At 60.3% G+C, this 17,151-nt stretch carries 11 protein-coding genes; 5 read left to right on the forward strand and 6 right to left on the reverse strand.

All coding sequences use genetic code 11. The features are described from left to right. Window positions 1–2 precede the first annotated feature (2 nt). The 4 genes from G5229_RS02355 (at window position 3) to G5229_RS02370 (ending at window position 3,750) form a co-directional block, all read left to right on the forward strand. Window positions 3–653, forward strand: a complete 651-nt coding sequence (locus G5229_RS02355) for a YfgM family protein (protein ID WP_021229680.1) — start codon at window positions 3–5, stop codon at window positions 651–653. After that, window positions 646–1,830, forward strand: coding sequence for an outer membrane protein assembly factor BamB (bamB, locus tag G5229_RS02360; RefSeq protein ID WP_005333796.1), 1,185 nt, complete (start codon window positions 646–648; stop codon window positions 1,828–1,830). The genes G5229_RS02355 and bamB overlap by 8 nt, the downstream gene beginning before the upstream one ends. Window positions 1,831–1,904: 74 nt before the next feature. Continuing rightward, window positions 1,905–3,401, forward strand: coding sequence for a ribosome biogenesis GTPase Der (der, locus tag G5229_RS02365; protein ID WP_043823902.1), 1,497 nt, complete (start codon window positions 1,905–1,907; stop codon window positions 3,399–3,401). Window positions 3,402–3,525: 124 nt separating this feature from the next. Next, entirely contained in the window at window positions 3,526–3,750 is a 225-nt protein-coding gene (locus tag G5229_RS02370) for a zinc ribbon domain-containing protein (RefSeq protein WP_058057395.1), read from the forward strand. A gap of 373 nt (window positions 3,751–4,123) precedes the next feature. Here the strand turns inward: G5229_RS02370 and mltF are convergent, their stop codons facing one another. After that, window positions 4,124–5,608, reverse strand: coding sequence for a membrane-bound lytic murein transglycosylase MltF (gene mltF, locus G5229_RS02375; RefSeq protein ID WP_421208290.1), 1,485 nt, complete (start codon window positions 5,606–5,608; stop codon window positions 4,124–4,126). Window positions 5,609–5,757: 149 nt separating this feature from the next. On the opposite strand from mltF, the gene purL reads away from it, so the two are divergent. After that, the gene (gene purL / locus G5229_RS02380) at window positions 5,758–9,681 is read left to right on the forward strand and encodes a phosphoribosylformylglycinamidine synthase (protein ID WP_421208292.1); all 3,924 of its coding nucleotides are present in this window, start codon (window positions 5,758–5,760) and stop codon (window positions 9,679–9,681) included. A gap of 72 nt (window positions 9,682–9,753) precedes the next feature. Here the strand turns inward: purL and G5229_RS02385 are convergent, their stop codons facing one another. The 5 genes from G5229_RS02385 to nuoM all read right to left on the reverse strand — a co-directional run bounded on the left by G5229_RS02385 (window position 9,754) and on the right by nuoM (window position 17,055). After that, window positions 9,754–11,295, reverse strand: a complete 1,542-nt coding sequence (locus tag G5229_RS02385) for an HD domain-containing phosphohydrolase (RefSeq protein WP_254203392.1) — start codon at window positions 11,293–11,295, stop codon at window positions 9,754–9,756. Between the two features lie 16 nt (window positions 11,296–11,311). After that, window positions 11,312–12,742 carry an HD domain-containing phosphohydrolase gene (locus tag G5229_RS02390; protein WP_216953931.1) on the reverse strand — a complete coding sequence of 477 codons (1,431 nt, stop codon included), beginning with the start codon at window positions 12,740–12,742 and terminating at the stop codon, window positions 11,312–11,314. Window positions 12,743–12,744: 2 nt separating this feature from the next. Further along, window positions 12,745–13,869 (reverse strand): FIST signal transduction protein, encoded by a 1,125-nt coding sequence (locus G5229_RS02395; protein WP_216953930.1) that lies wholly within the window; start codon window positions 13,867–13,869, stop codon window positions 12,745–12,747. Window positions 13,870–14,050: 181 nt separating this feature from the next. Next, window positions 14,051–15,514: an NADH-quinone oxidoreductase subunit NuoN gene (gene nuoN / locus G5229_RS02400; RefSeq protein WP_227340747.1), complete on the reverse strand. Its 1,464-nt coding sequence runs from the start codon at window positions 15,512–15,514 to the stop codon at window positions 14,051–14,053. Next, window positions 15,511–17,055, reverse strand: a complete 1,545-nt coding sequence (nuoM, locus tag G5229_RS02405) for an NADH-quinone oxidoreductase subunit M (RefSeq protein WP_005337249.1) — start codon at window positions 17,053–17,055, stop codon at window positions 15,511–15,513. Before nuoM ends, nuoN begins: the two co-directional genes overlap by 4 nt. Between the last annotated feature and the right edge of the window lie 96 nt (window positions 17,056–17,151).

The following is a 17,151-nucleotide window of genomic DNA, read 5'->3' on the forward strand; positions in this document are numbered from 1 at the left end:
CTGTGGAAGTCTATACCACCGAAGAACAACAGGTTGAGGTTATCAAGGAGTGGTGGAAAGAGAACGGAACCTCGGTGATTGCCGGTACCGTGATCGGTCTGGTCGGTCTGTTCGGCTGGCGCTATTACAACCAGCACCAGCAAGAGACCATGGAGGCCTCCTCCCACTCTTACAACCAGGTGATTGAGCAGCTGGCCAAGGGCGATGCCGCCGGTTTCGAGCAGGCGCAGCAGTTTGTCACCGCCAACAAGGGTGACTCCTACGGTGAACTGGCCGCGTTGCAACTGGCTGCCGCTGCCGTCAAGGCGGGCAAGCTGGATCTGGCTGCCGAGCAGCTGGAGTTGGTGGCGACCACGGGTGACGAGAGCATTCGTCCCATCGCGGCGCTGCGTCTGGCCCGTGTGCTGAATGATCAGGGCAAGGCAGATGAAGCGCTGGCCAAGCTGGCGACCATCCAGAATGAGGCCTTCAAGGCGCAGGTAGCCGAAGCCCGTGGTGATGTGCTGCAAAAGCAGGGCAAGACCGAAGAGGCTCGTGATGCCTATCAGGCGGCGGCGGATGCCGGCGGCCTGCAGGGTAGCGCCGAGCTCAAGCTGAAAATGGACGATCTGGCCCTGCCGGCCGTTGCGACTGGTGAGGCACCGGATGCGTAATCTATTCAAGATGGTGGCGCTGGGGGCTGCGGTCTCCTTCGCTCTGCAGGGTTGCTCCCTGTTCAGTTCCGAAGAGGATCTCAACCCGATGGCGCCGCTGCCCAAGGTTGAATCTGCCTTCACGGCCGACACCGCATGGTCATCCACTGTGGGTGATGGCATCGGTGACTTTTACTCCCAGCTCAAGCCGGTGGTGGAAGAGGATCGCATCTACGCGGCGGCCCGCGACGGCGATGTCAGCGCCTTTGACCGTGCCAGTGGTGATCGCCTCTGGACCGTCGATCTGGCCGACCTGCCGGTCAACGCCGACAAGCGTAGCGCTCGTCTCTCCGGCGGCCTGGTTTCCCGTTACGGCAAGCTGTTCCTCGGCTCCGAGAACGGGGTGGTCTACGCCCTGAACGAAGAGAATGGCGAAGTGCTGTGGCAGACCAATGTGCCCGGCGAAGTGGTGGCAAGCCCCGCGGTGGAAGATGGCCGCGTGGTGGTGTTGACCACCTCCGGTCGCTTGATTGCGCTCGATACCGACGAAGGCAAGATGCAGTGGTCGCTCTCCGAAGAGCAGCCGCCGCTGACCCTGCGCAGTGCCGGTGCACCGGTGATCACCAACGGCGCCGTGATTTACGGTCGTGCCGATGGCAAGGTGGGCATCGCCCTGCTGAGCAACGGCCAGCCGGTGCGCCAGTCCAAGGTGGCTGATCCGCGCGGTGCCACCGAGCTGGACCGCATGGTTGACGTCGATGCCAGCCCGCTGATTGCCGGTGATGAGCTCTATGCCATCGCCTACAACGGTCAGCTGATGGCGCGCAAACTGATGACCGGCGATGAAGTGTGGAAGCGCAAGTATTCCGGCTATCGCGATCTGGCGATGACCGGTAATGCCATCGTGCTGACCGACAGCCGCAGCCATCTGTTTGCCATCGACCGTCGCAACGGTCTGGAGCTGTGGTCCAACACCCAGCTGGAAAATCGTACCGTCACTGCACCCGTCATCTTCGGTGACTATGTGGTGGTGGGTGATGTGGAAGGATACCTGTATTGGCTTGATCGTACCGACGGTACCATCAAGGCGATGCAGCAGCTCGATAGCAGTGGTCTCTACGCCGCCCCGCTGGTGGATGGCGAGACCCTGTATGTGCAGAGCCGTGACGGCAAGTTGTACGCCCTCAAGCGTCCTTGATCGTCCGATAATGTGAATATCCGGCTCCTGGTCTTCGGACCCGGAGCCTTTGTCGTCTTGAGAATGAGGCTTTTATGACTCCTGTAGTAGCCCTGGTGGGCCGCCCCAACGTGGGGAAATCCACCCTGTTTAACCGCTTGACCCGTACTCGGGATGCCCTGGTTGCCGATTTTCCCGGTCTGACCCGGGATCGTAAATACGGTCAGGCGAAGTTGGGCGAGCTGGAATTTATCGTGGTCGATACCGGTGGTATCGATGGCACCGAAGAGGGGATCGAGCTGAAGATGGCCGAGCAATCCCTGCTGGCCATCGAAGAAGCGGACGTCGTGCTGTTCATGGTGGATGCCCGTGCCGGTCTGACCGCGGCGGATCAAGCCATCGCCGAGCACTTGCGCAAGGCCCACAAGAAGGTATTTCTGGTGGCCAACAAGACCGACGGTATCGACGGTGATTCCGCGGTCTCCGAGTTCTACGGTCTGGCGCTGGGCGAGGTCTACCAGATCGCGGCCGCCCACGGTCGTGGCGTGCTGAGCCTGCTGGAACTGGCCCTGGCTCCCCATCTGGAGACCCTGGTCGACGCCGCTACCGATGAAGATGCGCAGGATGAGGAAGAGGAGGACTTCGACGAAGAAGCCCTGCTGCGCATGGTGGCTGCCGGTGAACTCGATACCAAAGAGGACACCAAGGAGACCCCGTTTGCCGACCTGCCCATCAAGTTCGCCATCGTTGGTCGTCCCAACGTCGGTAAATCTACCCTGACCAACCGTATGCTGGGTGAAGATCGGGTCATCGTCTATGACATGCCCGGCACCACCCGTGACTCCGTTTACATTCCGATGGAGCGTGACGAGCAGAAGTATGTGGTTATCGACACCGCCGGTGTGCGTCGTCGTGGCAAGGTGCACGAGACGGTGGAGAAGTTCTCCGTTATCAAGACCCTGAAAGCTATCGAAGATGCCAACGTCTGCCTGCTGGTGATCGACGCCCAGGAGACCATCACCGATCAGGACTTGAGCATCCTTGGCTATGTGCTCCACGCCGGTCGCTCCGTGGTGCTGGTGGTGAACAAGTGGGATGGTCTGGATCAGAAGGTGAAAGAGGATGTGAAGAACGAGCTGGATCGTCGCTTGGGCTTCATCGACTTCGCTCGCGTCCACTTCATCTCCGCCCTGCACGGCAGCGGTGTCGGCCATCTGTTTGAATCCATTCAGGAGGCTTACCAGTCCGCCACCCGTCGTACCAGCACGGCCATGCTGACCCGCATTATGCAGATGGCTCAGGAAGATCACCAGCCGCCGATGGTCAATGGTCGCCGCGTCAAACTCAAGTATGCTCACGCCGGTGGCTACAACCCGCCGCGCATCGTGATCCACGGCAACCAGCTGAACGACTTGCCGGACTCCTACAAGCGGTATCTCATCAACTACTTCCGCAAGTCCCTCAAGATCATGGGCTCGCCGATCCGGGTCGAGTTCCAGGAGTCGGTCAACCCGTTTGAAGGCAAGAAGAACACCATGACCCTGAGTCAGGAACGTCAGCGCAAACGCCTGCTGAAAATGAAGAAGAAATAAGTCCTTGCGGCTGCCCTCACCGGCAGCCGCTTTGTTATCCTCGCCATGTTAAGGTGAGGAATAAGGGGAGGGGGATCTGCCATGGAACAAGACCATGGCAGATCCACTTTTCGAGGAGTTGATTATGGAAGTCCTGCTTTGTCCATCATGCCAGGCTGAACTGGATACCCGCAGCAAGGAGCAAACCTGTGGCCAGTGTCAGGTCAATGTCCGCGTCACGGCCATCTGCCCCACCTGCCAGCAGGAGCTGGAGCGTCTCAAGGCGTGCGGCGCGGTGGATTACTTCTGCAACCACTGCAACTCGCTGATCTCCAAGCGGTCGGTACAGTTCAAGGCGGCACTGGTGTAAGACAGTATTCAGGTGAGAAAGAAGATAAAAAAACCCGGCGAATGCCGGGTTTATGCTGTGTGCTCTGCAATAAGCAGGGTATAGGATCGATTTCTGCGCCACAGGTTGCGCTTGATGTCATTAAGCTTGAGTTTGCGTCTGGGGCTCCAGCTGCACTTCGCTTTTCTGACCAGACTGATTTTTCTACGTTTTTGCATCTTGGTCTCCTCCCAACTCAGGTGGCCATCCCGGCCTTGGGTCATTGATGGAGCCCATCCGAAATTGCTGTTATTTAATCTCTCAACATAATGAAAACAATGCGATTTCGGATAGGCTCCGATGTGAATCGATGGTAACAGAGAAGTTTGCGTGAAAACAGCCGAATAATGGCTGGTTAGCGCATGGTGATCTGATTGACCACTTCGGCGATGGCGGTGGGGCGCTCGGCCAGCTCGGGCTCGCTGTCGTTGTCGAGACTCTCCCGCTGATGTGCCTTCTGCTGCTCGTTGTCGAGCCAGAGCAGACTCTGGTAATACTGCCGCACGTTGTTGACATAGTTGCGCGCCTCGCTGCCACGGGCATAGCCGTAACGTACCTTGCGGTGCCAGCGCGCCTGTTGCAGCAGCGGCAGCACCTCTTTCACGTCGCTCCAGGCGTCGGGATTCTTGCCGAGCTCTTTAGTCAGGCGGCGGGCGTCCATCATGTGGCCGTAACCTATGTTGTAGGCGGTGAGGGCAAACCACACCTTCTCGTCATCGGGCACCGAATCCGGCACCTTCTCCATCATCTGTTGCAGATAGAGGGAGCCACCTTTGATGCTCTCTTCCGGATGAAGCCGGTCGTTGACTCCCATCGCCTTGGCGGTGGGCTCGGTCAGCATCATCATGCCGCGCACGCCGGTGTAGGAGCGGGCCTGCGGGTCCCAGTGGGACTCCTGATAGCTGATGGCGGCGAGCAGACGCCAGTCGATATTCTTGGCGTGAGTCTGGAACAGCGGCTGGTACTTGGGCAGCAGACTCTTGGCGCGCTTGAGGAAGGTGCGGGTATCGACAAAGTCGAAGTTCTGCACGTGGCCGAAGTACTTCTCGTCCAGCTTTGCGATGGCACCATCCATAAATCGCTGACCGAAAAAGTCGATGACGCTGGCGTAGAGGCTGTCATCGGGCAGCTTGCTCATGGCCCAGGCAACAGTCTGCTTCTGGGCCAGGGTCAGCCCTTCGGTGAGCTCGGGGTAGTAGCGCTGACTGCGTGCCAGTACGGTATCCTGCACCACCGTGTAGTCAATCTTGCCATCCACCACCTGCTTGAGCAGCTCCTCCACATCGGCGTTGTGGCTGGTGCTCCAGGCTAGTTTCGGATTCTCTTTGCTCATCTCTTTGAGTAGGTCTTCCCCGGTGGAGCCTGCGGCCACCATCAGCTTGCCTTTTATGTCGTTCAACGAGGCCGGCTTGGGCTTGCCGTTACGGTAGACCAGCTTGGGGGAGACCTGGTAGAAGCCCGGACCGAAGCGAAACAGCTCGCGACGTTCCGGTGTGACCATGATGGCGGCTGCCGCCAGATCGACTTTGCCCTTTTTCAGCAGTGTAACCAGTTCGTCAGTGGTGTTGACCGGGATGATGGTGAGTGTCACCCCCAGCCAGTCGGCATAATTTTGTGCCAGCTCGTAATCGAACCCCTGGGCGAGGTCGTCACGCTGGTAATAAGAGGTGGGACCATAGATGGTGCCAACCCGGATCTCGCCTCGCTGGCGGATCTGCTCCAGCTGGCTGGAGGGGCTATAGAAGTCGCAGCCAACCAGCGTCAGCGTCAACAACAGCCCGATAAACAGTCGAAAAATGCAGCGCAAGTAGGTGAGTACCTTTGTTGAAAAAATCGGCATTTGTCAAAAAAGAGGCACCTTTATACCAGAGAGTGTGCGCAGAGTCACACTGCTCGAAGTGAGAAAAACGTTTGTCCGCTGTGAGCCAGATCCCTATAATACGCGCGTCTCAATTCCCCCCCACTTTAAAACTTGGTGAGAAAGGTCATATGGATATCTTGCGTGGTGCCCCAGCACTGTCTGATTTTCGTGTCCAAAAACTGCTGCAACGCTTCGCACAGATGAGAAACGAGAGTGGAGTAGTGAGCGGAGTAGAGATAGAGGATGTCTATGCCGAGTATGTGCACTTTGCCGAGCTGACAAGCCCCCTCTCTCCCCCCGAGCGAGCGACCTTGGGCCAGCTCTTGCGCTACGGCCCGACCATCCCCGAACACACCCCCAGCGGTCAGCTGTTTCTTGTTACCCCCCGCCCCGGCACTATTTCCCCCTGGTCTTCCAAAGCAACCGACATCGCCCACAACTGCGGCCTGAAACAGGTCAAGCGGCTGGAGCGTGGTATTGCCTATTACCTGACCATCAAGGGGCAGGGTGAGCTGAGTGCCGCCCAGCGTAGCGCCATTGCCGCTGTGCTCCATGATCGGATGATGGAAGTGGTGTTTGCCGAGATGAGCGAAGCTGCCGCCCTGTTTGCTCACCACGAGCCGCGCCCCTTCACCCAGGTGGATGTGCTGGGCGGTGGTCGCGCAGCCCTGGCCGAAGCCAACGTGGCGCTCGGTCTGGCGCTGGCCGACGACGAAATCGACTATCTGGTGGAGAACTTCACCAAGTTGGGTCGCAACCCCAACGACATCGAGCTCTACATGTTCGCCCAGGCGAACTCCGAGCACTGCCGTCACAAGATCTTCAATGCCGACTGGACCATCGATGGCGAGCAGCAGCCCAAGTCGCTATTCAAAATGATCAAGAACACCTTCGAGCAGACGCCGGATCATGTCCTCTCTGCCTATAAAGACAACGCCGCCGTGATGGAAGGGAGCCAGGGTGGCCGCTTCTTCCCGAGCCCGGCCAACGGCGAATACCAGTATCACCAGGAACAGGTTGACATCCTGATGAAGGTGGAGACCCACAACCACCCGACCGCCATCTCCCCGTTCCCGGGCGCAGCTACCGGCTCCGGCGGCGAGATCCGCGACGAGGGTGCAACCGGTCGCGGTGCCAAGCCCAAGGCGGGTCTGGTCGGTTTCTCCGTCTCCAACCTGCGCATTCCCGGCTTCGAGCAGCCCTGGGAGCAGGATTTCGGCAAGCCGAGCCGCATCGTCAGCGCCTTCGACATCATGCAGGAGGGGCCGCTCGGCGGCGCCGCGTTTAACAACGAGTTCGGCCGTCCGGCCATTCTCGGCTACTTCCGTACCTTCGAAGAGGAGGTGCCGAGCCACAACGGCGTCGAGGTGCGTGGCTACCACAAGCCCATCATGCTGGCAGGCGGCATCGGCAACATCCGCACCGAACATGTCCAGAAAGGGGAGATCCCGGTCGGCGCGGCGCTGATCGTGCTGGGCGGCCCGGCGATGAACATCGGTCTGGGCGGTGGTGCCGCATCCTCCATGGCCTCCGGCCAGTCGGCCGAAGATCTCGACTTTGCCTCGGTGCAGCGTGATAACCCAGAGATGGAGCGCCGTTGCCAGGAGGTGATCGATCGCTGCTGGCAGCTGGGTGACGACAACCCTATCGTCTTTATCCACGATGTGGGGGCGGGTGGTCTCTCCAACGCCATGCCGGAGCTGGTCAACGACGGTGAGCGCGGTGGTCGTTTCGATTTGCGCGCCATCCAGAGCGACGAGCCGGGCATGAGCCCGCTAGAGATCTGGTGCAACGAATCCCAGGAGCGTTACGTGCTGGCGGTAGCGCAGGACAAGCTGCCGCTGTTCAAGGTGCTGTGCGAGCGCGAGCGCGCCCCCTATGCCGTGATCGGCACCGCGACAGAAGAGAAGCATCTGACCCTCTCTGATAGCCACTTTGACAACCAGCCCATCGATCTGCCGCTGGACGTGCTGCTCGGCAAGGCGCCCAAGATGCACCGCGACGTGGTGACCCTGCCTGCACAGGGTAAAGCGCTCCAGCTCGATGGCATCACTTTGAGTGACGCGGCCGAGCGGGTTCTGCGTCTGCCGACCGTGGCGGAGAAGTCCTTCCTTATCACCATCGGCGATCGCAGCGTGACTGGCTTGGTCAATCGCGACCAGATGGTTGGCCCCTGGCAGATCCCGGTGGCCGATTGCGCCGTCACCGCTGCCACCTATGACAGCTATCACGGCGAAGCCATGTCCATGGGCGAGCGCACTCCGGTGGCGCTGCTCTCCCACGCCGCCTCCGCTCGCATGGCGGTGGCGGAAGCGCTCACCAACCTAGCGCCGGCTCATATCGGGTCGCTGAAGCGGGTCAAGCTCTCCGCCAACTGGATGGCCGCTGCCGGTCACCCGGGGGAAGATGCCGGTCTCTATGAGGCGGTCAAAGCGGTAGGTGAGGAGCTCTGTCCGGCCCTTGGCATCACCATTCCGGTGGGCAAGGACTCCATGTCCATGAAGACCCGCTGGCAGCAGGATGGCAAGGAGCACAGCGTCACCTCGCCGCTCTCCCTGCTCATCTCCGCCTTTGCCCGGGTCGAGGATGTGCGCAACACCGTCACGCCACAGCTGCGTACCGATCTCGGTGAAACCGACCTTATCCTCGTCGACCTTGGCAATGGCAAGCAGCGCCTCGGCGCCTCGGCACTGGCGCAGGTCTATCGCCAGCTGGGTGACAAGGCGCCGGATCTCGACAATCCGGTCCAGCTCAAAGGCTTCTTCAACGCCATTCAGGCACTGGTGGCTGATCGCAAACTGATCGCCTACCACGACCGCTCTGACGGTGGCCTGTTCGTCACCTTGACCGAGATGGCGTTTGCCGGACACTGTGGCCTCGACATCCAGCTCGATCGCATCGGCGGCGAGCTGCTGCCTGCACTGTTCAACGAAGAGCTGGGCGCCGTCATTCAGGTGCGTCGTGAAGACAAAGAGGCGGTGATGACCCTGCTGGCCGGCCACGGTCTGGCGGCCTGCTCCCATGTGCTCGGTACCGTGCGCGAAGGGGATCTCATCACCCTGCAGCGGGGCGGTCAGGAGGTCTATCGCGCCAGCCGCACTGCCCTTCGCACCATTTGGGGCGAGACCAGCTGGCAGATGCAGCGCCTGCGCGACAACCCGGCGTGCGCCGACAGTGAGCACGCGGCCCGTCAGGACGCCACCGATCCGGGCTTGCAGGCCAAGCTCAGCTTCAACCCGGCCGAAGATGTGGCCGCACCTTACATTGCCCGTGGGGTCTCCCCCCGTCTGGCCGTGCTGCGCGAGCAGGGTGTCAACTCCCATGTGGAGATGGCGGCGGCGTTCGATCGTGCCGGTTTCGCGGCGGTCGATGTCCATATGAGCGACATTCTTTCCGGTCGCATCAAGCTGGAGGAGTTCCAGACCCTGGTGGCCTGTGGCGGCTTCTCCTACGGTGACGTGCTGGGGGCGGGCGAAGGCTGGGCCAAGTCCATCCTGTTCAACGACAACGCCCGCGAGCAGTTCCAGCGCTTCTTCGAACGCGGCGATACCTTGTCGCTGGGCGTGTGCAACGGTTGCCAGATGATGTCCAACCTGCGGGATCTCATCCCGGGTGCCGATCTCTGGCCGCGCTTTGTGCGCAACCGCTCCGAGCGCTTCGAGGCGCGCTTCAGCCTGGTGGAAGTGCAGGAGTCCCCGTCCGCCTTCTTCGCCGGCATGGCAGGCTCGGTGATGCCGATTGCCGTTTCCCACGGGGAAGGGCGTGTCGAGGTGCGCGATGCCGCTCACCTGAGCGCACTGCAGCAGAGCGGTCTGGTAGGGCTGCGTTTTGTCGACAACCGTGGTAGCGTGACCGAGCAGTACCCGGCCAACCCGAATGGCTCGCCGGATGGTATCACCGCCGTGACCACCACCGATGGACGCGCCACCATCATGATGCCGCACCCGGAGCGGGTGTTCCGCACCGTGGCCAACTCCTGGCACCCCGACAACTGGGGCGAGGACGGCGCCTGGATGCGGATGTTCCGCAACGCCCGGGTTCGTCTGGGTTAATCGCGACTGCGCCAGCGCATAAAAACAGAAACCGGCCAAATTTGGCCGGTTTTTCAATATGGGCTCTGTCGATCAGGTTTGGCCGTGGCCAAGTTCATGAGGGGTAAACTCTCCCCGATCCAGAATACGCAGACAGGCATCGACCACGGCTTCATCCAGCTGGACTCCCCGCATGGCCATGATATGGGTTCGGGCCTGCGCAATCCCCAGGGCAGCACGGTAGGGACGATCCGATGACATGGACTCCACTATATCGGCGACCGTGAGAATGCGCGCTTCCAGCAGGATCTGCTCGCCTTTTAACCCTGATGGATAGCCGGAACCGTCGAGATACTCGTGGTGCTGGTGGATCATCCGGGCTATGGGCCAGGGCAGGGCGATATCCTTGAGCACCAGATAACCCGCTGTCGGATGCTCCTTGACCAGATTGAACTCCTGGGGGGTCAGTTTGCCCGGTTTGGTGAGGATCTCGACAGGGACCTGGATTTTGCCGATATCGTGCACCATGGCGCCCAGATAGAGACCGCGTAGCGGTTTATCACCCAACCCCAGTTCTCGGCCGATGGCCAGCGCCAGGGTAGCGACATGCTTCTGGTGTCCGGCGGTGTAGGGATCGCGTTGTTCCAGCACGGCAGCGATGGCTCCCAGCGCATCCTCTAGGGCCAGCTCCAGTTGGCGGGCATGCATGGCTTTTTCACGCTGGGCGGCAAGATAGGCCTGCTGGGTTCGACGTGCCTGCAGGCCATAGGTCAGGTAGTCGGCCAGTCCGTTGAAGAGATGCACCTCCTCATCGGTAAAGGCTCTGGCCTGCGTGCTGTGAATAAGCAGTCCGCCTGGCACAGTGGCTTGCCACTGCAATGGCAGCAGCAGCCGTCCCCTCAAGGTGGCGGAGTGGTGGACCAGTTCGGTGCCAAGTGCTTCGTTGCGCATCTCGCCTGAACTGATTGCACTGATCAGGGCTGCGTCCCGGGTGAGCCAGTTATCGCTGGCAAACCAGACGGCCTGACCTGCCTGCGCCAGGATCTGTACTCTGTTCTGATCAGCGGTCTGCAGTACGGTCACCAGGGGAAAACGGCCATCGAAAGTGATGGCATCACAGATCTCCTGCAGTAGTGTCTGTTCATCCCCCTGCTTGAGCATGGCATGGTGGGCGCGGGTTATTGCTTCCAGCGTCCAGGTATATTGCTGGAGACGCTCCTGCTGCTGTTTCTGGTCGGTGATATCTTCGAAAAAGACAGCGACACCGATCACCTTGCCCAGCTCATCGTACAGGGGAAACTTGGTGGTACTGAGCCAGCGGTCTTCACCCCCTTTCAGATAGGGTTCTTCGTGATGCCGGGTTGTGCCGCTGGCCATGACCTGGAGATCGTCATCCCGGTAGCGTTGGGCCAGCTCGGCCGGGAAAAAATCGGCATCGCACTTGCCAACCAGTTCGGCCGGGGTGAGGGCCAGATCGTCGGCCAGCAGTCGGTTGCAGGCGATGAAGTGTGAACGGGTATCTTTCAACAGGACGCGATAGGGCAGCTGTTCCATCACCTGATGGAGCAGGGCTGCGGTGGGGTGAGAGCTGACGCCCGGTGGCTGAATGGATGGCGGTAGATCTTTTAACATCATCTTGGTGCAACCAGAGTCAGGTGGTAGTAAAGCGGTAGCCCGCTTGCCAGACGGCGAAACAGGCATCGACCACCTGTTCGTCGTAATGCACACCGGCATAGCGCGTCAGCTCGGCGAACGCATCGGTGAGAGAGAGGGCACGCCGGAACGGACGGTGGGCCGTCATGGCGGCCAGGGAGTCGGCGACCCGTATAATCCTCGCCTCCAGCGAGATCGCATCCCCCTGTAGCCCTTGTGGGTAGCCGCTACCATCGAGATTTTCATGGTGCTGCATCACTATGGTGGTGATGGGCCAGGGGAAGTCAATCTGTTGCAGGATCTCGTGGCCAGTGTCCGGATGCTGTTTGATCAGTTCGAACTCAACCGGCCTCAGTTCCCGCGGGCGTGTGAGGATCTCCGCCGGGATCTGCAGCAGGCCGATGTTATGCACCATGGCCGCAAGACCCAATCCATCCAACTGCTCTTGCGGCAGTTGCAGCTGTTGACCTATAGCCAGTGCGAGATCATGCACGCGCCGTTCGTGTCCTGCCGTGACCGGATCTTTGTGGGCAATCGCGGAGGAGAGGGCCGCGATGGTCTGAAACAGCAGGGTGCGCTGGCGCTGCTCGCTCTCCTTGATATGGGTTATGTCGACCAGTGCCCCTATGATTCCGGCCACCTCGCCCTGATGGTCATAGAAGAGATCCTTGAAGTTGAGCACCTGGTAACGGTGGCCGCTGCGATCAAACAGCGTGTGTTCAAAATATTGCGGCTGCCTGCTGCGCAGCACCTCCATGTCCCTTTGGGTATATTCATCCGCCATCTCCGGGGGCAGGATTTCGTCCACCCGCTTCCCCTGCAGCTCGGCCTTGCTGATCCCGGTGACCTGGGTAAAGGCCGGGTTGCAGCTGAGAAAGCGCCCTTCGACATCCTTGTAGAACACCGGGATGGGAATGGCCTTGAGCAGGGATTCGTTGAGGCGCTGCATGTCGACCAGCTCGGCCTGCTGGCGCCTGGCGAGCTGTTCGCTGTCCTTGCACAACTGGATGGCGCGCGCCAGATTACCGAGCACCGGGCTGAACAGATGGCAGACCGGCACTGTGTGCTGCTGGGGTTGGGGGGCCAGCAGCAAGATGAGATATCCCCCGTCAACCCTGAGCCGATAGGCAAAGTGGTACGGTCGGCCACCGGGGAGAGGCAAGGTCGTTTGCAGCGCACATTGGTCACCTTCAACAATCCAGGCAGGCAAGGAGAGCAGCGAGCCACTGTGCCGGGATAGCTGATCATCACCAATGACCTTGAGCAGCTCATATCCTTCCCGTTGCTGCTGCAATACCACACCAACCGGTGTGGCACAGTGAAACATAAAGCGCTGCAACACTTTGGTGAGCAGGGCATCGAGTGTGACCTCCCGACCGATGCAGAGGGCGAGATCGCAGACAATGGCCATGGCGTGATCGTTATTCATTGCTAACCCTCGCTGAGACAGAGGATGGCACCGTTGTGAAAGAGCGGGTAATCCCCCGGCCTTACACTTCCTATCTCGCCAAGAGAGAGGGCCCCGACCAGCTCGTGGGCTCCGCTGTGGCTAAAGAGGGTCTCCAGCTCCAGGGTGCTCTGTTCGCCGAAGTGCTGCTGACGGCCGGCGCAGTAATAGATCTCGAGGCGCTCGGGTGTACCGTGCCGGCCGAGCTTTTCGGCCAGTTCGACAGCGTGCTCTGTGGGGCTTTCCGGGGCTTTCAGCAGTGTGAGAATACTGTGGTCAGGCACCTCTCCGACGCAGAGCAGGGCACCTTCGTCGGTAACGGCGACCGGGATCCGCACGATCACATCGCCATTGGCTCGCAGCAACCCCAAGGGCAAATGTACACCGTACCGATAGAACTGCTCTGGTGTGAGGTTTTGCTGGAACTGCTGCCGGATCAGGGATTGATAGCGGCTAAAAGCCGGCTCCCAGTCGATAAAGGAGATCTTGTTGCCTTCACTGCTGGTGGCGAGCATGGGCTGGGCAGTGAGTTGATAGCCGTGCTCCAGCAAGGGGGGACTGTGGGGTGAGAGCAGTGCACAGCTGACCCCATGCCCCAGCAATCTCTGGGTGTCAAACAGGCAGGGCATGGCTGTGAACTGGCCGCTACCTGCATTGACACCCGCATAGTTGACCCTGTCCGCCAGCCTTAGATAGATCCCCTCGAGCAGGGTTGCAATATTGGGGAGCATGGCGTCAAAGGTGAGAAAGAGGGTGGGAACCTTCTCGGTGTCCGGCCATTCTGCCAGTCGGGACGCCAACTGCTCGCAGATGATATCGGCCAGTGTATCGGCACTGGCTGTAGGGGAGAGCGAGAGCAGCAGAGGATTGTGGGATGCTGGTCGGGGCAACAGCCAAGCCCCCCTTTCGTGGAAACCGTGCCGACTGACAAGGCGTGGAAAGATGGCGCCGCAGAGTTGAATGTTGAGGCGCTGACACTGCTGCTGCAGATCGGCAACGCGTGCGGCATCCCGCTCGGCTAGCAACACATCGAGTCGTTGCCCCTCATAGGGAAGCAATGCATCGGCCAGTGGATGCGCATCAAATTGATGAAAAGTAGGCTGCATCATCGCTCGGAACTCCATTCCTGCCAGTCATCAATATATCAGCAAGGGGGTTGGATGAATACCGGACGAGACCAACGGCTGCACGGGGTGTGAGATGCCAACACAAAAGGGTCTCTGCCAGCAGGCAATCCACATAAAAAAGAAACCGGCCACATGGGCCGGTTTTGAAGGGAAATGAGCCGGGTTACTGCAACACCACCTGCTGGAACCCTTGTACCAGACTGATGACCGGCTGGGGATAGAGCCCCAGCAACACCACCAGCGCTGCAGAGAGCAGCACTACCACACCACCGGAGGAGAGTGCCCAGTCGGCGCTGGCATCCCGCTGCTGCATACCCGGTTCGCGCAGATAGAGGGTCACCATCACCTTGAGGTAGTAGTAGAGACCCAGTGCGCTGCCGAGCACGATGGCACCGGAGAGCCACCAGAGCTGCGCCTCGACGGTGACGCCGATGAGGTAGAACTTGCCGATAAAGCCGAGGGTCATCGGGATGCCCGCGAGTGACAACATCATCACCGTCAGTACGGCAGTCAGATAGGGGCGCTTCCAGAACAGACCGCGATAGCTGTGCAGGGAGTCGGCATCCTTGCCGCGATAGGGGCTCGACATCATGCTCACCACCCCAAAGGCACCCAGGCTGGTGAACAGATACATCAGCAGGTAGACCCCGGCTGCTTCCACCGGCATCTGGCCGAATCGGCTCGCCACGATCACCGCCAGCAGGTAACCGAAGTGGGAGATGGAGGAGTAACCCAGCATCCGTTTGACGTTGGTCTGCACCAGGGCCAGCAGGTTGCCGACCAGGATGGAGATGACCGCCATGGCTGCCAGCAGCCAGTGGATCATGGGATCGCTCGCCGCCGGTACCGCCAGATAGAAGCGCAGCAGCACCGCAAAGACCGCCACCTTGCTGACGGTGGCGAGGAAGGTGGCGACCGGTGCCGGAGCACCTTCGTAGACATCCGGGGTCCAGAGGTGGAAGGGGGCCAGGGAGAGTTTAAAGGCAAAGCCGACCAGCATCAGCCCCAAACCGCCCATCAGCAGCGGATGGTGAGCCGGGCTCTCGGCCAGGGTCTGCCCCAGGGCTGCAAAGCTCAGGCTGCCTGCCTGCGCATAGAGCAGCGCCATGCCAAACAGCAGGAAGGCGGTAGCTGCGGCAGAGAGCACCATGTATTTCACCGCTGCTTCCAGCGAGTGGCGCTCGCGGTAGGCGTAACCCACCAGACCGAACATCGGCAGGGTCAGCATCTCGATCCCGATAAAGAGAGAGGCGAGGTGACGGGAGCAGGCCAGCACCAGACCACCAGCGGTGGCGATCAGCAGCAGCAGGAAGAACTCTTCCCGGTTGTCCGGGTAGGCTTTCAGCCACGATTGACCGAAGGTGCAGGTGGCCAGGGCGCCGATGAGCACCAGTCCCATATAGAAGACGGCGTAACTGTCCACTTGCAGCAGCGGGGTGACCCCCTGATCCCCCTGAGCCATCACGATGGGCAGCGAGAACAGTGCCAGATTGAGGCCAACAATGGTCACGGTAAAGGCGGTGGTGACACAGCGGCGCCACGCGATGGCCAGCATCAGGGCCGCCATGGCCCCGGTGGTCAACAGCAGGGGAAGCAGTGCCAGCAGTTGGGAAGCGGAGAAAGTCATTGCAGGGCTCCAGCAGTCGGCAGCAGATACCAGTGCAGCACGTTGATAAGGCTGCTGCTGGCGGTATCAATCACGGGTTGGGGATAGAGGCCAAGCAAAACCAGCAGTCCCGCGATCACCATCATCATGGTCAGCTCGCGGCGATCCAGTCCCTTGAGCATGCTCTCATCCTTGGCGGGGCCAAAGCAGGCGCGCTGCAACATGATGAGGGAGTAGACCGAGGCCAGTACCAGACCAAAGGTGGCGACTGCCGTGATAACAGGGGCAACCTGGAAGCTGCCGACCAGGATCAGGAACTCGCCGACAAAGTTACCGGTGCCCGGCATGCCAAGCGACGCCACCGAGAAGAAGAGCATCACGCCGGGCAGATAGCGCAGGCGTCCCCACAGGCCGCCCATCTGGCGCAGATCCCGGGTGTGCAACCGCTCGTAGAGCTGACCGCAGAGGATAAAGAGGCCGGCAGCGGAGAGACCGTGGGCGATCATCTGCACCACGGCGCCCTGCAGGGCCAGTTCGCTACCCGAGTAGATGGCGATCATCACAAAGCCCATGTGGGAGATGCTGGTGTAGGCTACCAGCCGTTTGATGTCGGTCTGGGCAAAGGCCACGATGGCACCGTAGACGATCCCGATCAGGCCAAGCACCATGGCGTAGGGAGCAAATTCGGCGGACGCTTCGGGGAAGAGCGGCAAGGCAAAGCGCAGCAGACCATAGGCCGCGGTTTTCAGCAAAATACCGGCGAGATCCACCGAACCTGCGGTCGGCGCCTGACTGTGGGCATCCGGCAGCCAGCCGTGCAGCGGTACCAGCGGCATCTTGACCGCGAAGGCGATAAAGAAGCCCAGCATCAGCAGCCACTGAACGCCCTTGCTCATCGGTGTATTGAGCAACTCCAGATAGTTGAAGGTGAAGACTCCGGTGGCATGCTGGTGGGTCAGCACCAGCCCGATGATGGCCACCAGCATGATAAGGCCGCTCACCTGGGTGTAGATGAAGAACTTGGTTGCGGCGTTGATCCGTGATTTGCCGTCAGTGACCGAGTGGCCCCAGAGCGCAATCAGGAAGTACATGGGAACCAGCATCATCTCCCAGAAAAAGAAGAAGAGGAACAGGTCCAGCGCCATAAAGACCCCGAGCACGCCGCCCAGGATCCAGAGCAGGTTGAGGTGGAAGAAGCCGATGCGCTGCACGATCTCTTTCCACGAACAGAGAATGGCCAGTACCCCGATAAAGCAGGTGAGGATCACCATCAAGAGCGACAGGCCATCCACAGCCAGATGCAAAGAGATGCCGAAGCGGGGGATCCACGGCAGGCGCCACTCGGCGGCCCAGGCGGAGGCAGCACCGGAGACGCCCGCGCTGTCGAGGCCGGTCGTGGCAAGGGAGAAATCACCACTTAGCCAGATGGCACAGGAGAGCAGCAGGCTGGCGCTCATGGAGAGCAGGGCTACCCAGCGGACAAACTGCCCGCCGAGACGCTCCATCTGCCAGCAGAGCAAGCCGCCGATAAAAGGAATTAGCAAGATCCAGAGTAAGGTCACGGTATCAGCTCTCGTTCAAGTTCATATGAGATTGCGCTCCCTGTTCCATCAGGGAGAGCAAACAGCCCGGCTGTATGATTGTCCGGTTGTTCATCG

This window comes from Aeromonas sp. 602396, from assembly GCF_049173735.1.
Classification (GTDB): Bacteria; Pseudomonadota; Gammaproteobacteria; order Enterobacterales; family Aeromonadaceae; genus Aeromonas; species Aeromonas veronii_A.